The organism is Sphingobium sp. TomTYG74 (assembly GCF_055393875.1).
The window spans coordinates 1,798,951-1,816,985 of the sequence record NZ_AP027341.1 but is presented as its reverse complement, the minus strand read 5'-3'; the positions used below and the strand labels follow the sequence as shown (position 1 = coordinate 1,816,985).

Sequence of the window (18,035 nt, the reverse complement as noted above, 5' to 3'; positions counted from 1 at the left end):
CCAGCAGTACGAAAAACGGATCGCCATATAATGCGCGCGCAAGGCCGATGCGCTAGCCGCCAGGCACCGATCAAGGCGCGCGCGAGCGACGATTTACCCGCTCCGCTGGGACGAATGACGGTCTGACAGATCGCGCGGTTTATATACGCGGTTACTAGGGGTGGTGGCGGACTCACAGAACCGGCACAAGAGGGCACTCGCGAGACGTCATTAACGCGCCGCTAACTATCCGATGTTACGCTTCGGAAGAGTGTAAAAAGGCAGCGGGTCAGCGGCGAAAATGATTGATATTCAAAATCTTTTACGCGAGCGAAAGACGCGTATCATATTGGCCGCCGCCCTGATCGGCGGTGGCGCGATGGGATTCGCGCCCTATGTGTTGAACGACGTGTCCACCCAAGCGGCGATCAACGCTCCCCTGATCAGGCTTACGGCCGCTGCCGACGGGACAGTCGCCGATTTGCCGACGAACGGCCATTATTTCGACAAAGCCACTGGAATCCATTTGTTGGATTTGTCCCAAGATACGGGCGAGGTCGCCGATCTGAAGGCGGAAGCCGATATGGCAAAGGCGGAAATGGCGCTCAGCGAACGGCAACTGGCGGAACTGAACGGCCAAAGTCAGCGATTGGAGCAGCGCGCGACGCTTTTTTCCGGCGCGATGGCAATGCGCCTTACCGCTGATCGCGACTCCGCGCAGGCAGATCTCGCGGGGTGCCAGGCCGAACGCGCAGAGCAAGCCGCCAACCTTGCCCGCACGCGCGTTCTGGCGGCGCGGGGCTTCATATCGCCCGCCGGGGTGCAGAAGGCGGAAGCCGCCGCATCGCTCAAGAGCAGCAATTGTAGCAGCGCCGCCGCCAGGCTGCGGGCCATTCAGGTTACCCGCAGTGCCGCGCAATCCGGCGTGTTCATCGGCGACAGTTATAATGACGCGCCCTATGCGGTGCAGCAGGGTGATCGTCTGCTCTTGCAGAAGCAGGCGGTCGAAAAGACGTTGAGCGACGCGACTGCCCGTTACCGTCAGGCCAGTCTGAGATTGAAGGACGCGCTGGCGCGGGCGGGTTATCGTGCCCCGGCGGGAACTTTGGTATGGGCGGCGGTCGCCAGCCCCGGCGCCGCCATTCGCGCGGGCGAGCCGGTGCTCGACCTGATCGATTGCCGTCGGCGCTTCGTCCAGGTCGCCCTTCCAGAGCGGAAGGCTGAAGTGATTGGTCCTGGCACGCCAGCCGACGTTCGTATGATCGGTTCCGATCAATGGCTCAAGGGGCAGGTCGTGAACATCACTGGCGCGGCGGGGCGGCGCAGGGAGGAATTGCTGGCCGCATCCACCTATTCGTTGCCGGAGGATCGGGAGATCCTGGTCGACGTCGCCCTGCCAGCGCCCGAACCCCGGCAGATCGATGCCGCGCGCAAATGCGATGTGGGGCGTTTGGCCGAGGTCCGGTTCAGCCGCAGGCTCTGAAGGCACATGTCCGGCATCGCTACGACTGCGCCCTTCGCGCCTCTGGCGTTGCTGGTGGGCTTCCTGCTGCTTTTCGGCAAGATATGGCCGTGGCGTGCGGGGCTGGTCGCGACGATTGGATGCACCATTGTCTATTATCTGCAGTGGCGGATCTCACAGACGATTCCCTGGGGCGAGGGTGCGGGCAAGCTATGGTGGCCGCTGACCTGTCTGCTGGTGGAAAGTGCCGCACTGTTCGATGGCGCGATCTTGCTGGCAATCCTCTCCCGGCCGCGAGACCGGTCGGCGGAAGCTGATGCTGGGGAGGCACGGCTGCGCGCTGCATGGGAAGAAGACCCGCTGAATTTATCCCCGGTGGATGTTTTCATAGCCACCTATAATGAACCGCGCGAAGTGCTGGAAAAATCCATCCTCGGCTGTCTCGCCCTCGACTGGCCGGACGCGCGCATATGGGTGCTGGACGATGGTCGGCGACCCTGGGTACGCGACCTGTGCGTGGCCAAGGGGGCTGGCTACATCAACCGGCCGGACAATAAAGGCGCGAAGGCCGGCAATATCAATCACGGGCTGACGGTCACCGACGCGCCGTTCGTGGCGGTGTTCGACGCCGACTTCGTGCCACGCCGAGACTTCCTGCTGCGCACCATGGGCTTTTTCGAATCCGAGCGGATTGGCATCGTCCAGGTTCCGCACAGCTTCTACAATCACGACCCCATGCAGACCAATCTGGGCCTGCAACAGGCCATGCCGGACGATCAGCGATTTTTCTTCGAAGCGATCATGCCGGGCCGCGACGGTTGGGACGCCGCCTTTTGCTGCGGATCGAACTCCGTGACGCGCAGGACCTTGTTTGAATCGATCGGCGGAGGGCTGCCGGAAGGATCGATCACCGAAGACATGCTGCTGACGCTGGCCAGCTTGCGGCAGGGTTATGTCACCCGCTATCTGAATGAGCCTCTGGCCTTTGGCCTCGCTCCGGAAAGCACGACCGCCTTCTTTGTGCAGCGTCAGCGCTGGGCGCAGGGTGCGATCCAGATACTGTATCTAAAAGAAGGTCCTTTGGGGCCAGGATTGAAACTGCGCTATCGCCTGCTGTTCCTGCCCAGCGCATGGATCACGCAGGGCCTCCAATCCATGTTCACCGTGCTGACGCCCATCTGCTTCATGCTGTTCAATCTGGCTCCGATGGTCGGCATCGATCTGGAAGCGGTCATTCACTATGTCCTGCCGCTGATCGTCGCAATGCTGAGCGGCATCACGCTGCTGGCGCCGGGGCGCTATTACCCGCTTGCCGCGCAAATTTTGTCGCTGTTCCAGACCTTCCGCATTCTGCCCGTTGCCCTGCAAACATTGTTCCGTCCCAAAGGCCTTGTCTTCAAGGTCACGCCCAAAGGGTCCGACGCGGGCGGGAATCCATGGGAGAGAACGATATTGTTCGTAGCGCTTGGCCTCCAGGCGCTCAGTTTCGCTGGCCTGATGATCAATGTTACGCCGGAATATCGGGTCGTGTCGCAGGTCGGTCTGCTGCCGATGGTGACCTTCTGGACGATCGTGAACATGTTCATCCTCCTGCTGGTTGCCATGATGTGCCTGGAAAAGCCGCGTGTCCGGGGCGAGGAGCGCTTCGCGCTGCGGCAGGCAGTGACGATTCTGAGCGCGCAGGGACAGATGATCCGGTCAGATAGGGGCGACATTTCCATCTCCGGTCTTGGGCTGGAGCTTGCGGAACCGGCGGACCTGAGTGTCGGCGAGCGCGTCGAGGTCGTGTTGCCGGACGTCGGCCTGTTGCGCGGATTTGTCCGCCGTTCGGGCAGGCGCCTTGGCATTGAGTTCGACTTTCATTCAGAGGAAATCCGTGACCGGCTGATCGTCGCGCTGTTCACGAACGAAATCCGGATCAATGCCGTTCGCCCCTCCGCGGCCGCCGCTGCTCTGGCTGTCGCCAAACGCCTCTGGCTGGCGGATCTTCGGACCACTGAAGTGCATTCCCGTATCGCCGACAGGGATCCGGCGCCTGAGAAATTAAGCGCAACCACGCGTGTCGTCCCATCTGCGCTCCAAGGACCCAAAATAGCGCCTGAGCGCGATAGGCCCGGCAACGACAGGGTAACTCGGGCAGCCTGAATCCGATCAAGAACGGGTTGTCCAACAGGATCACATTCCGCTTCTAGGCTTTTCACAAGGTGGTGGCGGAGCGGGAGGGATTCGAACCCTCGATACGCTTTTGACGTATACTCACTTTCCAGGCGAGCGCCTTCGACCACTCGGCCACCGCTCCGCATGCACTGGAAGGCGGCTCCCTATCGTGCGGCGCGGCGGGTGGCAAGGGGATGCCGCGACTTTCCTGCTTCAATTTCGCGGCGCTACGTCACCCGTCGTCGCGCTACGTAGACCCTGACGGATAGGCAAATGGCCGGCCGCAACCTACATTCAGGAACAAACGTCCCATTTCCGGCGATACCTTATCCAGATGCGGCATCTCTCCGGAACGGAAAGGCTGAACATGATTGTAGGCACGGTCAGGGAGATCAAAAATCACGAATATCGCGTCGGCCTGACGCCTGAGAGCGTGCATGAATTGACCGCGCATGGCCACCGGGTGCTGGTCGAAAACGGCGCGGGGGAGGGGATTGGCGCGCATGATGCGCTCTATGCCAGAGCCGGGGGCGAGATCGTCCCGAGCGCGCGCGACGTGTTCGAAGCGGCCGAAATGATCGTGAAGGTGAAGGAGCCGCAGCCTGAGGAGCGCGCCATGCTGCGCCCGGGCCAGATACTCTACACCTACCTTCATCTCGCGCCCGACCCGGACCAGACCCGTGACCTCCTGGCGTCGGGCGCTGTCTGCATCGCTTATGAAACAGTCACCGATGCAAGCGGCGGCCTCCCGCTCTTAAAGCCGATGAGTCAGGTAGCCGGGCGCATGTCGATTCAGGCGGGCGCGACGGCGCTGGAAAAGGCGAATGGCGGGCGGGGCGTGCTGCTCGGCGGCGTGCCCGGCGTGCTCCCGGCCAAGGTCTGCGTCATCGGCGGCGGGGTCGTCGGCTTCAACGCGGCGCAGATGGCGGCGGGCCTCGGCGCGGACGTGACCATACTCGACCGCAGCCCCGAAGTGCTGGAGCGGCTCGGCATCTATTTCGAGGCACGGGCCAAGACCCGCTTTTCCAACCGTGCCAATCTCGCTGAATGCGTGGCGGACGCGGACCTCGTCATCGGCGCCGTGCTGATCCCCGGAGCCGCCGCGCCCAAGCTGGTCAGCGCCGACATGCTCAAGACCATGAAGAAAGGCTCCGTGCTGGTCGATGTCGCGATTGATCAGGGCGGCTGTTTCGAAACCAGCCATCCTACCACCCATGCCGATCCCACCTATATCGTCGATGGCATTGTCCATTATTGCGTCGCCAACATGCCCGGCGCGGTCGCGCGCACCAGCACCTACGCGCTCAACAACGTCACCCTGCCGCATGCGCTGCGCATCGCCGATCTGGGGTGGAAGAAGGCGCTGCAATCCGACCCGCATCTGCTCGCGGGGCTCAACGTCTGGGACGGCAAAGTGACCTATCAGGCGGTGGCTCAGGCGCTGGACCTGCCCTTTACCCCGGCGGAGGACGCGCTGGCCTGATGTCCGCCCCGGGGCGCCCCCCTAATCCGCGTCCGGATTGCGGAAGTTCAACCGCCGGGTGACGGTGTAATCCACCACTCCCACCAGGAAATAGCTGATCCACTGCTTCACCAAAGTCAGCACCCCGCGCTGCGCCTTGTATCGTTCCAGCGTGATCTGTCGGCTTTCCTCGGCCCGGCGGCTGATGAAGTCCCTCGCTTCGTCCGCCAGCGCCTTGTCCTCGATCCGCAGCATGATCTCCAGATTCAGGAACAGGCTGCGCATGTCGAAATTGGCTGATCCGATGAAGACCGCGTCATCAATGACGATCAGCTTCATGTGCAGCTTGCGCTTCTGATATTCCCATATCTCCACCCCGCGCCGCAGCAACGGTCCATAGAGCAGCCGCGCCGCCGCGACCGTCGCGCCATTGTCCGACCGGGACGGCAGGATCAGCCGAGCACCCTCCCGCCGCGCCGCGCGCGCAATGCGTTTCAACATGCCGCGTCCGGGCGAGAAATAAGCGGCCACCATGTCCACCCGCCGCGCATGTTCCAGGTCATGCTTCACCACCTGCGCCCAGGGGCTTAAGCGCCGGGTCGGCCCGCCGATCAGCCATCGCATCGGATCATCGGGGTCATGGTGCAACGACGGGTGCCAATGCCGCACCATCCGCCGCATTGTGCGGAAACTCTGCTTGCTGGTCGATACCCACCGCCACAGCTGCCCGTACCAGTTGGTCATCGCCGCGACCTGCGGCCCGTCGATCAGAAGGCCCAGGTCCACCCAGGCATCCTCTTCGGGCAATCCGAAATAGCCATCCTCCACATTGAACCCACCCAGCAGCAGCCGCCGATCGTCCGCGATCGTCATCTTCTGATGGTTACGGATCAGATAGCGGGTCGACCGCCGCGCGCCGAATCGGCCAAACCGTCCTCCCGCCTTGATCAGTGGGTCGAAGAAGGCGACCGGGGTGTCGGCCGATCCGAACGCATCGATCATCAACGTCACGGCAACGCCGCGCCCCCGGGCCGCGATCAGCCGGTCCAGCACCATCCGCCCGCTCTCATCTGCGGCGAAGATGTAATAATAGAGCTTCAGGCTGTCCCGCGCGCCATCGATCAGGCCGATCAACGTCTCTCGCAGGGCGGGACCGTGTTCGATCACGTCCAGCCGGTGCCCCCGGATGGACAGGCCGATCCCGGCCTCGTCGCTCTTCGCTGGGGACTGCCGGTTGGTCGCCATATCCCGTTCATGCGCCTAATTGCCGCTATGCGCCACGGCTTTATGGGCTTTTCATTGACTCCCCGCCCGCCCGCTGATAGGCGCAGGCCTCACGATTTCCATCATTTTGCCAGGAGCGCCCGTTTGGCCCGCGTTACCGTCGAAGACTGCGTCGACAAGGTTACCAACCGTTTTGACCTCGTCCTGCTTGCGGCGCAGCGCGCCCGTGAGATTTCCGGTGGCGCTGAACTGACGTTGGACCGCGACCGCGATAAAAACCCGGTCGTCGCCCTGCGCGAGATCGCTGAAGAAACCGTTCTCCCGGCCGAATTGCATGATTCGCTCGTCGGCTCGCTGCAAAAGGTGCAGATCGACGACGACGACACGCCGGACGAAATCGGATCGATCGCCCAGTCGGCAGAGGCCCTGCGCCTCACCGCCGCCGCCCCGCCGCGCAACCAGAATGTCGGCGGCGACTACGACGGCTGATCCGTCCACCGGTTCGGAGAGGGAATGAGGCTCGGCCTGCGCAAGCAGGACCGGGCCTCGATCCGTTTTGGGGCCTCATCAAATCCTCCCCATCGCTAGATGGGGAGGGGGACCGCCGCGCAGCGGTGGTGGAGGGGAAATGGCACGACCTGCGCTGTTTCCCCTCCACCAGCCTGCGGCTGGTCCCCCTCCCCACGCCTTCAGCGCAGGGAGGATTTGATATTTTCACCCCCCCAAACAAAAATCCCGCAAAGCCCGCGCATCATGCAGCGCATTATGCGGTATCCTGCTATTCGCCGCCGCACTAAATCCCGCCGCATTCACCAGCTGCAACTGCAACCCGTTCATATCCACCATCTGCCCCGGCCCGGTCACCAGCAGCGCGCAGAAATGCGCCAGATCCTCCGGCCAGTCCGCGACGATCACCGGCTCCGGATCACCCGCCAGATAATCGGCCAGATGATGCGCAGCCTCGACCCGGCTCAACTCCATGTCGATCCCCGGCGGCACATGGCGCAGATAGGGGATGACGTTGCGCTGCACCCAGCCATGCGGCTCCTCCGCCAGCGGCAGCGACACGTAAAATTCATCGTCGCCAAATTCCGGCACCAGCGCGACGCTGATCAGCGCGCCTGCAAATCCGTTGAATTCGGTGTCGAGGAAATAGCGCATGAAAAAAGAACTGCCTGCTGGAAAGGGGTGAAGGGGCTGTCCGCGAGATAGGGGCAGGGCGCCTCTTGCGCCAGCCTTTGATGATTTGCCTCGGCTCAAGCAAGCTGCCATGCGGGGCCATCGACACAAGGACCTGCCAGTGACCCCTCGCATACTCATCGACACCGCCGCCGTGCCGGGCGGACAGGAACTGAAGCTCTATAGCCGGGGCGGCGATCACATGATCGTTCTCGAGCGCAACGAGCTGATGAGCAGCCGCATGAGCGGTTCGGAAAAGGCGTTAGCCGTCATGTCGCTTGAGCGCCTGAAGGGCCGAAAAGCGCCGCATCTCCTGATCGGCGGTTACGGCATGGGCTTTACCCTGCGCGCGGCGCTGGCGGGCATGGGGCAGGACGGTCGCGCTACGGTCGTCGAACTGGTGCCCAAGATCATCGAATGGGCACGGGGTCCGATGGTCGAACTGGCGGCAGGTTGTCTGGAGGACCCGCGTGTCACCCTGATCGAAGGCGATGTCGCGGCAGAGATCGCCGCCAGCCAGCAACGCTACGACGCTATTCTCCTCGACGTAGACAACGGCCCCGACGGCCTCACCGCGCCCGCCAACGATCGGCTCTATTCCTCCGCTGGCCTCGCCACCGCCAAGGCAGCGCTCAAGCCCGGCGGCATCCTCGCCATCTGGTCCGCCGCCCCCGACGCCGCCTTCACCCGCCGCCTGCGCGACGCGGGCTTTCTGGTCGATGAGGTAGCGGTCAAAGCCCGCGATAATGGCAAAGGCCCGCGCCACGTCATCTGGTTCGCCCAAAAGCGGTAATCCTAACCCTTCTCCCGTAAGCGGGAGAGGGGCGCGACAACCTCTTCCCGTTGTCAAAACTTCGTCATCCCAGCGGAAGCTAGGATGTAGATTCACGTTTGAAGTGCAACATTTGGATTGAAGCGTGAGAATGCCTCTGCGGGAGTAAGGAAGTCGAGGCATTTTCTTGGCGTATGATTGTATCGCTGTACGGCGGCGAGGATGTCATCGGGGGTGATGGCATCGAGGTTGGTTTTGCGCGGCAGGCTGCGGCGGAGGCGTCCGATGGCATTTTCGACGCCGCCTTTTTGCCAGGGTGATCGGACATCGCAGAAGAAGGTCTGGATGCCGATCTGGCTTGCGAGCTGGTGATGCCGGGCGAACTCTGGTCCATTGTCGAAAGCGATGGAGCGCCGGAGGGTTTTGGGCAGGTCGGCCAGCATGTCCGCCAGATGGCCTGCGGTTCTTGGGGCCTTTCGATCCTGTGGCCGGTGGATGATCGTGACCGGGAGGCGCGTTCATGGGCGACGAGGATGGCCTGGCCATAGCGGGCAAACAGCATGAAATCGGCTTCCCAATGGCCTGGGCTTTGCCGATCATCGGCGTCAGGAGGGCGCTCGCTCAAGGAGCGGCGATGCTTGATGATGTCGAGCATGCTCCCGCCGGTAGGGACAGGGTGACCGCGCCTGTGCCGGGCGCGCGGCAGCAGGCGGTGCCAATAATCCTTCTGTGCCGAACGGTGGTAGATGAAGCGGTAGATTGACTCAGGGCTGATGAGGGTGCGACCATGTTCGCGCGTCAATCGGCCTGCGATCTGCTCGGGGGACCATCCCATCGCAAGGCCGTCCCTCACAAGGCCGCGCAGGTCCGGTTGGCGTTCCAGCTTGAAGCGGCAATCCCATCGGCGCCTGCGTTCGGCAAGCTGCTGGGCGCGGACAGGCTCATAGCCACCGGGCCAGACCTTGGTTCGCACGCTGTTGCGCCGCAGTTCGCGACTGATCGTAGCTGGCGCCCGCCCGAGATGCGCCGCTATGGCTCTTTGCGATTTGCCTGCATGCAGGCGGTAAATCTCGATCCGCTCCTCAAGGCTGAGCTGGCCATATCTCTGTCCCATCGCAACAACACCCTAGCAGGTGTTGCACTTGTTCCGTGAACTCAGGGGATCTCATGCGGCTTGGCCGAACGCTACCTCCCGAGATGCCAGCCTCCGCTGACATGACGATCAGTGGCGCTCAATGCCCATCAAACCCCACATTCCGGCAAAGCCCAATCAATCCCCCCACGCCCCTTCGCCTCCAAAAAGGCATTGGCCTGCGAGAAATGCCGACACCCCAAAAAACCGTTATGCGCCGACAGCGGTGAAGGGTGCGCCGTCTTCAACACCAGATGCCGCGCCTGATCCACAAACGCCGCCTTCCGCTGCGCATAAGCACCCCACAGCAGGAACACGACCGGCTCCTCTTGGCCGTTGACCAGCCGAATGATCGCATCGGTAAACTCTTCCCAGCCGCGCTTCTGGTGTGACGCAGCGCGCCCCATCTCGACCGACAGCACACTGTTCAACAACAGCACGCCCTGCCGCGCCCAATGCTCCAGAAACCCATGGCGCGGCGGGTCGATGCCCAGGTCGCTCTTCAGCTCCTTGTAGATATTCTTGAGCGACGGCGGCGTCCGTACCCCCGGCTGCACGCTGAAGCACAGCCCATGCGCCTGCCCCTCGCCATGATAGGGGTCCTGCCCCAATATCACCGCCTTCACATGGCCCAGTGGCGTCAGGTCCAGCGCGCGGAAATATTCGCTGCCCTTGGGGAATATGCGTTTGCCCTGCCGCTTTTCCTCTTCCAGAAATGTTTTAAGCGCCTGCATATAAGGGCGGTCGAATTCCTCGCGCAGCGGCGCGCGCCAGCTTTCGTCGAGCTTGATCGTTGCGGTCATGCCTGCCTGATGACCTGCCCGGCAACGGCCTGTCAACCGCACGGCGGCCTTGCTCCGCGCCGGAAAATGAGGGAAAGGAAAATCATGCCGCGCCTCTCCTTCACGACCGCCCTTTTGGCGGGCCTCGGCCTGTTTCTCGCGCCCCTGCCGACGGCGGATGCTTTCGGCCCTCAGCCCAATGTGGTGCATCAGACAGTGCAATCGCGCCTTCTCGGCGAATTCACCCGTTTCGCCGCGCTCAGCGACGGGACGGTCGGCATAGCGGTGCGCGACCTGCGCAATGGCGAGACGCTGGAGCTGAATGGCGACACGCTCTTCCCCATGGCCAGCACGTACAAGGTCGCGGTGGCCGGCAAGATATTGTCGCTCGCCGATGCGGGCACGCTGCGTTTCGATGAAAAGCTCCCGCGCCTTGGCACGCCGATGCCCATCACGACCTTGCTCGACTTCATGCTCACCCGCAGCGACAATGAAGCGACCGACGCGCTCGTCGCCCGCGCTGGCGGCCCGCAGGCGGTCCATGGCTGGCTCCAGTCGCTCGGCATTCGCGGCCAGCGGGTGGACAGCAACACAGCGCAACTGCTCGCCCGCGCAAAGGTGGGAGCGAGCGGGGCAGGGGACGACGTCGAAACCGGTCTGTCATCGCGGGCACGGGATGCGCGGGACCTGCCCAATCTCGCCTTCGCCGCCGATCCGCGCGACACCTCCACGCCCCGCGCGATGAACGACCTGCTTGCCGTCATCCAGCATGGCAAGGCGTTGAAGAAGGGCAGCACGGCCATGCTGCTCGGCATCATGGCCCGCTGTAAGACAGGCAAGGCGCGTCTCGTCGGCATGCTCCCGCCCGGCACGCCGATCGCGCATAAGACAGGCACGCTCAATGGCCTCGGCAATGACACCGGCATCATCACCCTGCCGGATGGCCGCCCGATCGCCATTTCCGTCTTCGTCATGAAGGATCATCGCGGCCACGCCGCGCGCGACCGCATCATGGCCGAAGTGGCGCGAGCGGCCTACGACTATTTCCTTTTCGCCCCTGAATCGCGCACGGCCTGACGCATCGCTCTTAACATGGATTGAACTTGGCTCTAGCCCGGTCTTCCCGCAGCGGGAGGATGACATGCGCGATGTCGCGTCGTTCAGCGATTTCTGGCCCTATTATCTTCAGGAACATGCTCGTCCCGCGACAAGGGCGATGCACTATGCGGGAACCAGCACCGTTGTCCTGCTGCTCGGTGCGATGCCGTTGACCGGCCATTGGTGGTTGCTTCCGGCCCTGCCTGTCGCCGGTTACGGCTTCGCCTGGGCCGCCCACGCCCTGATCGAACGCAACCAGCCCGCCACTCTCCGCCATCCCCTCTGGTCCCTGCGCGCCGATTTCCGCATGTGGTTCCGCTTCCTCACCGGACGCATGCGCCGTGATCTCGCCCGCGCAGGCGTCCGCCCGGACGGATCGGTCGACCCCGCCAAGCGCCTCAGCCTCTAAGGCACCCCCCACGCCAGTGACTTGACCGCTCCCGCCGCTCTGCCACAAGAGGCGGCGATGGCCCTTAACGCCCACTTCTCCCCCTTGCCCGATCTCGCCGCGCTGGCCCCCCGCTGGCAGGCGCTTGAGGCTGCATCGGACGCCTCCTTCTTCCTGGGCTGGACCTGGGCCAGCAGCTGGCTCGAAAGCTACGCCGTCCGCCCCGACCTCCTAAGCGTCACGGACGGAGAGGGCAGGGACGTCGCCCTCGCACTCACAGGCCACGCGATGCAGCCACGGCTGCTCGGCCGCTGCGCCACCCTCTCGCTCAACCAGTCGGGCGATCCCGCCGCCGACCGGCCCTATGTCGAATATAACGGCCTCCTCGCCAAACGCGGCCTGGAAGCCGAATCCGCTCAAGCCTTCCACGCCGCCCTCCAGCGCCGCACCGACTGGCGCGCCCTACGCCTCAGCGGCATTACGCCCGGCTCTCCTTTGCTCGGCCTGCGCACCCACCGCGCCACCCGCCTAGACCGCTCACCCGTCTATCAAGCCGATCTCGAAGCCGTCCGCGCGGCCAATGGCGACTATCTCTCCCTGCTAAGCGCCAACACCCGCAGCCAGATCCGCCGCGCCATCAAGGATCATAACGGCCTCCCCATCGTCACCGCCAGCACCACAGACGAAGCCGCCCCATGGCTCGAAGAAATGCGCGCCCTCAACGAAGGCCGCCACGCAGACAATGCTTGGGAAGATCCAGCCTTCCGCCGCTTCCTCCTGACCCTCACGCGCAAAGGCATCCTCAGCGGCGAAGTCGAACTCCTCCGCTTCACCGATGAAGGCGGCCCCGTCGGCCTGCTGGTCAATTTCATCCATCACGGCCAGGCGATGAACTATCAGTCCGCCTTCGCCGCCCCGCGCACGGCGAAGGACAAGCCCGGCCTCCTCTGCCACGCCGCCGCCGTCACCCATTATGCGAATAAGGGCCTAACCCTCTACTCCCTCCTCGCAGGGAAGGATCGCTACAAGCAAAGCCTCGCCACCCGCGAAGAGGCGCTGGAATGGTGGCTCCTCGAACGCTTCTCGCCCCGCCTGGAAGCCGAAGCGCTGCTCCGCCGGTTGCTTAAACGCCCAGCTTCCGCATGATCCGGTAAGCGAGCCGCCGCGCGCCCTGCCGCTCCGGCGCAGCGCCGATCCGCGCCACTGGCAATCCCCGCCGCCGCAGCAGCGCGTTCAGCCCATGCAACTCGCTTTCCGCAACGCTACGCTCCGACCGCCAAGTCACCGACAGGCTGACCGACACGCCCGCGCCATTCTCCACGAAATGCGGGGCCTTCACCGGCACATGGATCGCATCCCCAGGCAGCAGCTTCACCGCCGTCCCGCGCCCGCGAAAATGCTCCTGCCAATTCAGATTGCGATGCCCGCCCGCATGAAATGCCTCGCTTTGCATAGCGGGCACCAGCTCCTGATCACCAGCCGGAAAGACCGTCATGACCTTTTCGCCCATGATCTGGAGCAGAATATTATGCTCCGGGTCCATGTGAAACGGCGTCACGCTGCCCGGCGATGACAGGAAGATAAACGCCTCCCGGTTCAACATCGGCCCCGTCCGCGCATCCACGATAGGAGCCAATTCCGCCAGCGCCGCATCCAGCAGCGCGCCATAGGCCGCATCCCGCTCGACATTCTTCAGCACCGCCCAGCTGCCATTGGTCTCGATCGTCCGGATCGTCTCGCCCAGCGTCAGCCCATTGGACGGCGTATCCTCCGGCCGCACGCCCAAAGGCAGCTTGCCCAGATTATACTCGACCGAAGCCGCAGGCATCCGCTCCGCCAGCCCGGCCAGCGCGTCGATCGCCAGCAGCGGGTGTCCAACAAGCCCATGGTGCAACTTCACCGACGCATCCGGATAGGCGCCCGCGAATATCCGCCGCGCCTCCTCATCGAAAACCTGCGCGCTGATCGGCAAATGAGCAGTCATCCCTGTCCCTTCATATGGCTGGCGATCGCCTCGACGCCATTGGCCAGCGCGAAGGCTGCCGTCCGCCCGATCCGATCGATCCCGCTCCCATGCAGCGCCACGCGATATTGCACGATCGTCCGCCGCTCGGCCCACAGGCTGTCGATCATCGGATGATCGGGCGCAGCACAGCTGTCCATCCAGCCGATCGCCGGATCACCCTGCACCGCATGCAGGTTGGCCAGCTCGATCAGCACGCCCGGCGAAAAGCGCCCCATCTCCTCGTCAAAGGCGATCTTGAAGGAAAAGGCGCCCTCGCCATGGCGGAAATTCGCCAGCATCGCGATCGGCCGCCCGCCCAGGTCAATGCGCAGGAAATGCAGCAATCCGGCATCGAAAGCCGCCGCGCAGGCCGCCCGGAAAAAGGCCGCGTCCTGCGGAGAACAGCCAAGCGCCGACCCCTCACGCCCCTTCCACCCCGAAGCCTCCAGCGCCAGAAAATCGGCACACCAGTGCGGCAGCTCCGCCCGATCCACCAGCAGGCGCTGGCTCACCGTGCCAAGGTCCGCCAGCCGCTTTTGCAGCCGCCTGATCTCCTTGCGCTTCTTGGCGCGCACATGCGTTTCCCAATAGGCATCGGCATCCAGATCGGATCGCAGCATGGCGCGATCATAACGATGCACCTCGCGCCGCCCCCGCCGCTGCTCGACGCACAGCGCCTCCAATGCCGCTGCATTGGCGCCCGCTGCGTCCAGTCCCCGCAGATACAAAAATCCCGCCGCCCAATGCGCGTCATCCAACTGTGCCAGCAATCCCCGCCAAGCCGCCACCTCATCACCCCGCCGGATCAACGGCGCGCCAAAGAAGCAATGCTCATGCATCCAATTGGTGACGCAGGAAATCGGCAGGCGCCCGTGACGGGCCGCCACCGTCACCGGCAACAACCCGATCAGCGCCCCTCCCGCATGTGCCTCGACCATCCGCACGCCCGGTGTCCCCGCCAGATGATCCAGCGCCGCGCACAGCATGTCCGGCGCGTAAAAGGCGTTCGCCTCCGCCGCCTCCGCCGCCAAAGCGGTCCAGCGGGCGCGCTGCGCGGGGCCATAGGCACGGGTGCCGTTGGGCAGGGGATGCGATGCCATGTCCATGGCAAAGCGCATAAACTTCAATGATTAGGGAAAGACTAAACTGCCTCATTTGGGGCAGCAGGCCGCCTCTTTGGGGGAAAGCCCTTTACATCGCGCGTCGGATTGTCTGTTAACGATGGGCTAACCCGCGACGGCTGAAAGAGATTCCCATGGCGACCCACCTGATCCTGTCACATAGCGTGGTGGCCGCATGACCATTCTCGTCACTGGCGCTGCCGGCTTCATCGGCATGGCCGTCGCCGACCAGCTGCTCGCCGCCGGGCGGGCGGTGATCGGCATCGACAATATGAACGACTATTATCAGGTCTCGTTGAAGCGCGACCGGATCGCCGCGCTGCAACAACGGCATGGAAAGCTATTCACCTTCGCCGAACTGGATTTCGCTGACATGGACGCGCTTCACGCCGCGCTCGCAGGGCAGACGGTGGAGGCGATCGTACATCTGGGCGCGCAGGCGGGCGTGCGTTATTCGCTCATCAATCCGCATGCCTATGTCCGCTCCAATCTCGCCGGGCATGTCAACATGCTCGAACTGGCGCGCGAACGGCGGGTGCGGCATCTGGTCTATGCCTCATCCTCCTCGGTCTATGGCGGCAATGACAGCCTGCCTTTCCGCGTGGAGGACCGCGCCGACCATCCCGTCTCGCTCTACGCCGCGACCAAGCGCGCCGATGAATTGATGAGCGAGACCTACGCCCATCTCTTCCGCATTCCGATGACGGGCCTGCGCTTCTTCACCGTTTATGGCCCCTGGGGTCGCCCGGACATGGCGATGTGGATCTTCACCAAGAAGATCCTGGCGGGGGAGCCGATCCCCGTGTTCAACCATGGCCGGATGCAGCGCGACTTCACCTATATCGACGACATCGTGAATGGGGTGATCGGCTGTCTCGATCACGCGCCTGCGGATGATGGATCGCTAAAGGCGGGCGGCAGCCGCTCGCCGCACCGGCTTTATAATATCGGCAACAATCGGCCCGAAGAGCTGATGCATCTCATATCGGTGCTGGAACAAGCGATCGGGCACAAGGCAGAGATAGATTTTCAGCCCATGCAGCCGGGCGACGTGCCCGCCACCTTCGCGGACATCAGTGCGATCGCCCAGGATATCGGCTTCGCGCCGACCACCGGCATAGAGGTCGGCGTGCCGCGCTTCGTGTCCTGGTATCGCGACTATCACGCAGGATAACCGGGCAAAACCCGGCACTACGCACGCATCGGGGGAAAGTTCCAACCCTCAACATATAAGCAATAATTTGCAGGATATGTGGCAATAAAGGCGCGCAAATCTTCGCTCATATTGGCAAATTGAATTGCCATTCTGCCGTTAACGGTTCTATTCCCGTCACCGGGACGGCTTCGAGCCGAAATGGGTCGCTTATAATGAGGTTTAGGGTGGAGCGCCGGATGGCGGCCGCCGCCATGCAGCATCGATCAGGAAAACCTGCCGTGCGTCATGGAAAAAAGGGCGAACTTGTGTCGACACTATCGAAAATTGTGCCTTTTGGTTCTGGCAGCCGGATCGTGGAAACCGCCTGTAGAACCTTGTCTGTCGCTTCCCAGGGACTGAACGCGCTGGAGGCGAAATTCTCCGACCGTGATTTCGCCGCGATATTCCTGCGCGTCGCTGGTATGATCATGAGCGTGCGCGGGCGCCTGATCGTCACCGGCATGGGGAAAAGCGGCATCGTCGCGCGCAAGATGACGGCGACCCTGACCTCGACCGGCACCCCCGCGCTCTTCATGCATCCGGCCGATGCGGGTCATGGGGACCTTGGCATGGTGACGCCCGACGACATCGTGCTGATGCTGTCCCATTCTGGCGAATCCAACGAACTTGGCCCCATCATCCAATATTGCAAGCGGTTCGGCATTCCGCTGCTCGGCCTCACGGCGCGCGCGGACAGCACCGTCGCCAGCGCTTCCGACGTCTGCATACTGTTGCCCGCCGTTCGGGAAGCCTGTCCCAACGAACTGGCGCCCACCACGTCCACCACGGTCCAGATGGCCTTTGGCGATGCGCTTGCCATCGCGCTCATGGAAATGCGCGGTTTTTCGGCCGATGACTTCCACAAATTCCATCCCAATGGCCGCCTGGGCGCGCAGTTGCTGAAGGTTCGCGATCTGATGGCGGCCGGTGACAATGTCCCCCGCGTTGCCGAAGATGCGTCGTTGCTCGACGCCACCATCGAAATGACGCGCGCGCGCCTTGGCGGCACGGCGGTCGTCAACAGCGCTGGAGAACTGATCGGCGCCTTCACCGATGGGGACCTGCGGCGAACCCTCACCGATACGCGGCAACTGACCGAAACCGTCGGCCAGTTCATGACCGTGCCTCCGCTGTCCGTGGGGCCTGACGATCTGGCGTCCGAAGCGCTGCGCCTGATGCACATGCATAACATCACGCTGCTCTTCGTCTGCGAAGGCGGGCGGTTGGCGGGTGCCGTCCACATGCACGACCTGCTGCACGCCGGGGTCGCCTGAACAGCATCATCGTCATTCCGGCGCGGGCAGGCTCGTCCCGGTTGCCGCGCAAGCCCCTGCGCCCGATCGCCGGGCGCACGCTGCTGCACCGGACCATCGCCATGGCGCGCGCCGCCATCTCGGGCATTGCCGACGCGGAACTGGTGGTGGCGACCGACGACCGCGAAATCGCTGATCACGCCAATGCCGCAGGTTGCGCCGCCGCCATGACGGACAGCGCCATCGCGACCGGCTCAGGCCGCGCGCTCGCCGCCGCGCTCCAGCGCCCGGCTCCCCCGCGCTTCGTCGTCAACCTGCAAGGCGACTCTCCCTTCCAGCCCCAAGGTGCCCTGCGCGCCGTCATCGCCGCGCTGCACGCAGGCGCTGAGGTCGCGACCCCCGTCATCGCCCTCGATTGGCAGGCGCTCGACGCCCTGCGCGATCATAAGCTCCGCTCGCCCTTCAGCGGCACCACCTGCGCCCGCGCTCCCGATGGCCGCGCCCTCTGGTTCTCCAAGACCATCATGCCCGCCATCCGCGACGAACAGGCCCTGCGCGCCACCCAACCACTCTCGCCCGTCTGGCGCCATGTTGGCCTCTATGGCTACACGCTCGAAGCCCTGACCCGCTTCGAGGCTGCACCCCCGACCACGCTCGAACAGCTGGAGGGCCTGGAACAGCTCCGCCTCCTCGAACTCGGCATCCCGGTCACCACGGTCGCGATCGACCCGCCCATCTTCGACAGTTCCGGCATAGACACAGAGGCCGACATCCGGCGCGTAGAGGCCTTCATCGCCACCCATGGCGACCCCACGCCCGCCTAATC

Annotated in this window: 16 protein-coding genes, 1 tRNA gene and 1 pseudogene; 11 read left to right on the top strand and 7 right to left on the bottom strand. The window is 63.8% G+C overall.

Annotated elements, in window-relative coordinates; all coding sequences use genetic code 11:
* Positions 1-280 precede the first annotated feature (280 nt).
* Both ACZ5TB_RS09105 and ACZ5TB_RS09100 read left to right on the top strand, forming a co-directional pair.
* Positions 281-1,462 (top strand): HlyD family secretion protein, encoded by a 1,182-nt coding sequence (locus ACZ5TB_RS09105; RefSeq protein WP_464791000.1) that lies wholly within the window; start codon positions 281-283, stop codon positions 1,460-1,462.
* Positions 1,463-1,468: 6 nt separating this feature from the next.
* Complete coding sequence (locus ACZ5TB_RS09100; RefSeq protein WP_464790999.1) at positions 1,469-3,586, top strand: glycosyltransferase; 2,118 nt, start codon at positions 1,469-1,471, stop codon at positions 3,584-3,586.
* A 63-nt stretch (positions 3,587-3,649) separates the two neighbouring features.
* Here ACZ5TB_RS09100 and ACZ5TB_RS09095 read toward each other — a convergent pair.
* Positions 3,650-3,740, bottom strand: a tRNA-Ser gene (locus ACZ5TB_RS09095).
* 225 nt (positions 3,741-3,965) lie between these two features.
* Between ACZ5TB_RS09095 and ald the strand changes: the two genes are divergently transcribed.
* Entirely contained in the window at positions 3,966-5,081 is a 1,116-nt protein-coding gene (ald, locus tag ACZ5TB_RS09090) for an alanine dehydrogenase (protein WP_464790998.1), read from the top strand.
* A 21-nt stretch (positions 5,082-5,102) separates the two neighbouring features.
* On the opposite strand, the gene ACZ5TB_RS09085 is transcribed toward ald, so the two are convergent.
* Entirely contained in the window at positions 5,103-6,305 is a 1,203-nt protein-coding gene (locus ACZ5TB_RS09085; protein WP_464790997.1) for a phospholipase D-like domain-containing protein, read from the bottom strand.
* 123 nt (positions 6,306-6,428) lie between these two features.
* Between ACZ5TB_RS09085 and rpoZ the strand changes: the two genes are divergently transcribed.
* A complete protein-coding gene (gene rpoZ, locus ACZ5TB_RS09080) occupies positions 6,429-6,773 on the top strand; it encodes a DNA-directed RNA polymerase subunit omega (protein WP_196224478.1) in 345 nt (114 codons plus the stop codon).
* Positions 6,774-6,998: 225 nt separating this feature from the next.
* Here the strand turns inward: rpoZ and ACZ5TB_RS09075 are convergent, their stop codons facing one another.
* Positions 6,999-7,445, bottom strand: a complete 447-nt coding sequence (locus tag ACZ5TB_RS09075) for a hypothetical protein (protein WP_196224477.1) — start codon at positions 7,443-7,445, stop codon at positions 6,999-7,001.
* A 139-nt stretch (positions 7,446-7,584) separates the two neighbouring features.
* On the opposite strand from ACZ5TB_RS09075, the gene ACZ5TB_RS09070 reads away from it, so the two are divergent.
* Positions 7,585-8,256, top strand: a complete 672-nt coding sequence (locus tag ACZ5TB_RS09070) for a spermidine synthase (RefSeq protein ID WP_464778141.1) — start codon at positions 7,585-7,587, stop codon at positions 8,254-8,256.
* 92 nt (positions 8,257-8,348) lie between these two features.
* On the opposite strand, the pseudogene ACZ5TB_RS09065 reads toward ACZ5TB_RS09070, so the two are convergent.
* Together ACZ5TB_RS09065 and ung are read right to left on the bottom strand one after the other, a co-directional pair.
* A pseudogene (locus ACZ5TB_RS09065) lies at positions 8,349-9,349 on the bottom strand (IS30 family transposase).
* Between the two features lie 128 nt (positions 9,350-9,477).
* Positions 9,478-10,170, bottom strand: a complete 693-nt coding sequence (gene ung, locus ACZ5TB_RS09060; protein ID WP_464790996.1) for a uracil-DNA glycosylase — start codon at positions 10,168-10,170, stop codon at positions 9,478-9,480.
* Positions 10,171-10,254: 84 nt separating this feature from the next.
* Between ung and ACZ5TB_RS09055 the strand changes: the two genes are divergently transcribed.
* The 3 genes from ACZ5TB_RS09055 to ACZ5TB_RS09045 all read left to right on the top strand — a co-directional run bounded on the left by ACZ5TB_RS09055 (position 10,255) and on the right by ACZ5TB_RS09045 (position 12,781).
* Positions 10,255-11,226: a serine hydrolase gene (locus tag ACZ5TB_RS09055; protein WP_464790995.1), complete on the top strand. Its 972-nt coding sequence runs from the start codon at positions 10,255-10,257 to the stop codon at positions 11,224-11,226.
* A 64-nt stretch (positions 11,227-11,290) separates the two neighbouring features.
* A complete protein-coding gene (locus tag ACZ5TB_RS09050; RefSeq protein ID WP_464790994.1) occupies positions 11,291-11,656 on the top strand; it encodes an Mpo1-like protein in 366 nt (121 codons plus the stop codon).
* Positions 11,657-11,713: 57 nt separating this feature from the next.
* Positions 11,714-12,781 (top strand): GNAT family N-acetyltransferase, encoded by a 1,068-nt coding sequence (locus ACZ5TB_RS09045; protein WP_464790993.1) that lies wholly within the window; start codon positions 11,714-11,716, stop codon positions 12,779-12,781.
* Here the strand turns inward: ACZ5TB_RS09045 and ACZ5TB_RS09040 are convergent.
* Positions 12,759-13,619, bottom strand: coding sequence for a cupin-like domain-containing protein (locus ACZ5TB_RS09040; protein ID WP_464790992.1), 861 nt, complete (start codon positions 13,617-13,619; stop codon positions 12,759-12,761). The genes ACZ5TB_RS09045 and ACZ5TB_RS09040 overlap by 23 nt on opposite strands.
* The gene (locus ACZ5TB_RS09035) at positions 13,616-14,746 is read right to left on the bottom strand and encodes a GNAT family N-acetyltransferase (protein ID WP_464790991.1); all 1,131 of its coding nucleotides are present in this window, start codon (positions 14,744-14,746) and stop codon (positions 13,616-13,618) included. Before ACZ5TB_RS09035 ends, ACZ5TB_RS09040 begins: the two co-directional genes overlap by 4 nt.
* A 190-nt stretch (positions 14,747-14,936) precedes the next feature.
* Here ACZ5TB_RS09035 and ACZ5TB_RS09030 point away from each other — a divergent pair, with 190 nt between their 5' ends.
* The 3 genes from ACZ5TB_RS09030 to ACZ5TB_RS09020 all read left to right on the top strand — a co-directional run bounded on the left by ACZ5TB_RS09030 (position 14,937) and on the right by ACZ5TB_RS09020 (position 18,033).
* Positions 14,937-15,935, top strand: a complete 999-nt coding sequence (locus ACZ5TB_RS09030) for an NAD-dependent epimerase/dehydratase family protein (protein ID WP_464790990.1) — start codon at positions 14,937-14,939, stop codon at positions 15,933-15,935.
* Between the two features lie 287 nt (positions 15,936-16,222).
* Positions 16,223-17,230, top strand: a complete 1,008-nt coding sequence (locus ACZ5TB_RS09025; RefSeq protein ID WP_464792519.1) for a KpsF/GutQ family sugar-phosphate isomerase — start codon at positions 16,223-16,225, stop codon at positions 17,228-17,230.
* 41 nt (positions 17,231-17,271) lie between these two features.
* Positions 17,272-18,033 (top strand): cytidylyltransferase domain-containing protein, encoded by a 762-nt coding sequence (locus ACZ5TB_RS09020; RefSeq protein ID WP_464790989.1) that lies wholly within the window; start codon positions 17,272-17,274, stop codon positions 18,031-18,033.
* The last annotated feature ends 2 nt before the right edge of the window (positions 18,034-18,035 follow it).

Bases quoted from the DNA above. Each gene is read 5' to 3' on its own strand.
- ACZ5TB_RS09085 (WP_464790997.1), bottom strand. From the start codon at position 6,305: ATGGCGACCAACCGGCAGTCCCCAGCGAAGAGCGACGAGGCCGGGATC.
- ald (WP_464790998.1), top strand. From the start codon at position 3,966: ATGATTGTAGGCACGGTCAGGGAGATCAAAAATCACGAATATCGCGTC.
- ACZ5TB_RS09075 (WP_196224477.1), bottom strand. From the start codon at position 7,445: ATGCGCTATTTCCTCGACACCGAATTCAACGGATTTGCAGGCGCGCTG.
- ACZ5TB_RS09050 (WP_464790994.1), top strand. From the start codon at position 11,291: ATGCGCGATGTCGCGTCGTTCAGCGATTTCTGGCCCTATTATCTTCAG.
- ACZ5TB_RS09035 (WP_464790991.1), bottom strand. From the start codon at position 14,746: ATGGACATGGCATCGCATCCCCTGCCCAACGGCACCCGTGCCTATGGC.
- ACZ5TB_RS09100 (WP_464790999.1), top strand. From the start codon at position 1,469: ATGTCCGGCATCGCTACGACTGCGCCCTTCGCGCCTCTGGCGTTGCTG.
- ung (WP_464790996.1), bottom strand. From the start codon at position 10,170: ATGACCGCAACGATCAAGCTCGACGAAAGCTGGCGCGCGCCGCTGCGC.
- ACZ5TB_RS09040 (WP_464790992.1), bottom strand. From the start codon at position 13,619: ATGACTGCTCATTTGCCGATCAGCGCGCAGGTTTTCGATGAGGAGGCG.
- ACZ5TB_RS09045 (WP_464790993.1), top strand. From the start codon at position 11,714: ATGGCCCTTAACGCCCACTTCTCCCCCTTGCCCGATCTCGCCGCGCTG.
- ACZ5TB_RS09055 (WP_464790995.1), top strand. From the start codon at position 10,255: ATGCCGCGCCTCTCCTTCACGACCGCCCTTTTGGCGGGCCTCGGCCTG.
- ACZ5TB_RS09105 (WP_464791000.1), top strand. From the start codon at position 281: ATGATTGATATTCAAAATCTTTTACGCGAGCGAAAGACGCGTATCATA.
- ACZ5TB_RS09030 (WP_464790990.1), top strand. From the start codon at position 14,937: ATGACCATTCTCGTCACTGGCGCTGCCGGCTTCATCGGCATGGCCGTC.